Source organism: Achromobacter insuavis, from assembly GCF_902859645.1.
Lineage (GTDB): Bacteria > Pseudomonadota > Gammaproteobacteria > Burkholderiales > Burkholderiaceae_B > Achromobacter > Achromobacter insuavis.
The window spans coordinates 1-2,678 of sequence record NZ_CADIJR010000169.1 but is presented as its reverse complement, the minus strand read 5'-3'; the positions used below and the strand labels follow the sequence as shown (position 1 = coordinate 2,678).

Genomic DNA, 2,678 nt, shown 5'->3' with positions numbered 1-2,678 from the left:
GAGCGGGCGCCGGCGCGGCGGCCGCGGCGGGCGGCGTGGCGGCGGTCTGCTCGGCCATGGCGGCGGCCCAGTCGTCCTGGGCGGGCTTCAGGCCATCCGCCTGGGTGGGCGGATTGGCGCGGGATTGTTCGGCGAGCGCGTCGGCCCAGTCGTCGGCCGGGGACGAGCCGGAGCCGGGCTCGTTCTTGTCAGTCATGGTCGGGGGCCTCGTTAGATTCGGTATCGTAGGTAAACATGTTCTGCACGCGCAGGGCGTACTGGCCGTTAAAGACGCCGTAGCCGCATTCCATCAGCGGCACGCCGTCGACGTGGGCAATGACGGTCTGCGGCACATCCACGGGCAGGATGTCGCCGACCTTCATGCGCATCAGTTCGCGGATGTTGGACGGAATGCGCGCGAATTCGGCGACCACGTCGATGTCGGCGCTGCGCACCTGGCGTGAAAGCTGTTGCGACCAGCGCTGGTCGACTTCTTCCAGCGTGGTTTCCTGCAGCGGCCGCGTGAGCAGGTCGCGCACCGGCTCGATCATGGAGTAGGGCAGGCAGATGTTCAGGTCGCCGCCGGTCGCGCCGAATTCGATGTGGAACGAGGTGACGACCACCACTTCATTGTTGCCGGTGATGCTGGCGAACTTGGTGTGCATCTCCGAGCGGACGTAATCGAATTCGATCGGGTAGACGGGGTCCCAGGACTTGCCGTAGCTTTCCAGGGTCAGGTTGAGCAGGCGCCGGATGATGCGCTGTTCGGTGGTGGTGAAGTCACGGCCCTCGACCCGCGTGTGGTAGCGGCCATCGCCGCCGAACAGGCTGTCGATGACCAGGAACACCAGGTTCGGGTCATAGGTGAACAGGGCGGTGCCGCGCAGCGGCTTCATCTGCACCATGTTCAGGTTGCTGGGAACCGGCAGGTTGCGTTCGAAGTCCGCGTACTTCTGGATCTTGATGGAACCGACGGTGATGTCGGCGCTGCGGCGCATGAAATTCAGCAACACGCTGCGCATCTGGCGCGCAAAGCGTTCGTTGATGAGTTCCAGCGTCTGCATGCGCCGGCGCACCACGCGGTCCGGCGAGCTCAGGTCATAGGCACGGGCGCCGTCGTTGGGGCCCGCGGATTCCTTTTTGCTGTCGCTCTCGCCCGTGACGCCGGCCAGCAGCGCGTCGACTTCGTCCTGCGAAAGAAACGCCTCGTAGGCCATGCTTATTGCACCACGAACGCCGTATACAGTACGTCGGTGACATACTGGCCGTCCGGCAGGGGCGCGAACGGGCGGTTGACGGCTTGCTTGATGGCGTTGGCCATGTCGGTCTTGCCCTGTTGCGTCTGCACGCCGGTGGGCGATTGCGAAGACAGCACCATCAGGATGCGGCTGCGCACTTCAGGCATGTACTTTTCAAGGCGGATACGGGTCTGCTCGTCGCTGACGCGCAGGGTCAGGCCGACGTGCATGATGCGCTCGGTGTCGGCGTTCTGCAGCGTGACCGTGAAGGCCTCGATCGGCACGAAGATCGGCGCGGGCACCGCGGCCGGCGTGGTCGGCGGGGCAACGAAGGTGGTCGGCGTGGCTTGCGGACCCGCGGCGCCGGGCTGGCCCGGCTGGCCGCCGGTCTGGCCGACGCCCAACTGCACCGGCGCGCCGCCCTGCGGCTGCATGCGCTGCGCGACGAACCAGGTCGCGCCCGCGCTCGCGGCCGCCACCAGCAACAGCACCAATATCATGAGCAACGGGCGAAGGATGCGGCCTATGCCGCCGGAGCGTGTCGGAAGCGCGCCGCGCGGCGGCATGGTTGTGGGTTTGGAAGTCGCCATCTCGGTGTCGATGCGTGTTTTGCCGCTGATGAAAACGGATTCTTAGTGGATGAAAGCATTCTGCCCGAAATGCGTCCCCGGCTTGGAGGCGAAAAACAGGGCGAAAGCCGCGTATCTCAAGCTATTGCTGCACCGCCCGCAACCGTTGCCAGCCGCGGGCCGCGCGATTGTTACGCGAAGGTGTCGACCAGCGCATTGGCGTTGCGCGAAGCCGTCACGGCGACCGCCTGGCCATCGCTCGCGCCGTCGGCCACGGCGGCGCCGTTGCCGCCACCCTGGCGCTGCGAACCGCCGCCATTCTGCTGGGCGAATTCCTGCTGCGCGGCCTGTTCACCGACGCTGGTCTGACCCAGCGAGATGCCGGCCTGGGCCAGCGCCTGCTGCAACTGCGGCAGCGCGGTTTCGATGGCCTGGCGCACCGAGGCATGGGCCGAGACGAACGAGGCGCTGGCCACGCCGTCGGCCAGGTTGATGCTGACGCGCAGCGGGCCGAGGTCGGGCGGATCCAGGCGCAGTTCGGCGGTCTGGGTGCCCTGGCGCGCGTTGTTGCTCATGACGACCATCTGCTGGCCCAGTTCGGTGCCCCAGTGCGTGCCGCCCACGGGGGTGGCGACCTGCAGCACGACCGGCACAACGGGCACGGCGACGCTGGCGGGGTTGGCGATGGGCGCGGGCTGCTGGCGCTGCGAGGCGGCGGCGATGGCCTGGGCCAGGTGATCCTGGGCGTTGGCGGCGTGCTGCGGCACCTGGAACTGTTGCGCGGTGCTGAGCGCCGGCGCGTTGGTTTCCTCTTCGGTGCGCGCATGCTGCGGCGCGGCCGGCGCCGGCTCGGCGGCGGCCACGCGCACGTTGGCGGCGCGGGGCTGCGCGG

3 protein-coding genes and 1 pseudogene are annotated in these 2,678 nt (G+C 67.9%); all 4 read right to left on the bottom strand.

Annotation, left to right across the window (positions count from 1 at the left end):
• A pseudogene (locus H0523_RS31830) lies at positions 1-196 on the bottom strand (flagellar motor switch protein FliN); the annotation flags it as partial.
• On the bottom strand, positions 189-1,196 hold the full coding sequence (gene fliM, locus H0523_RS31825) for a flagellar motor switch protein FliM (protein ID WP_006394458.1): 1,008 nt from the start codon (positions 1,194-1,196) through the stop codon (positions 189-191). The gene fliM and the pseudogene H0523_RS31830, both read right to left, overlap by 8 nt.
• Positions 1,197-1,198: 2 nt before the next feature.
• Complete coding sequence (locus tag H0523_RS31820; protein WP_035360305.1) at positions 1,199-1,807, bottom strand: flagellar basal body-associated FliL family protein; 609 nt, start codon at positions 1,805-1,807, stop codon at positions 1,199-1,201.
• Between the two features lie 170 nt (positions 1,808-1,977).
• Positions 1,978-2,678 (bottom strand): flagellar hook-length control protein FliK (locus H0523_RS31815; protein WP_180180309.1); only part of this gene is annotated, 701 nt, incomplete at its 5' end.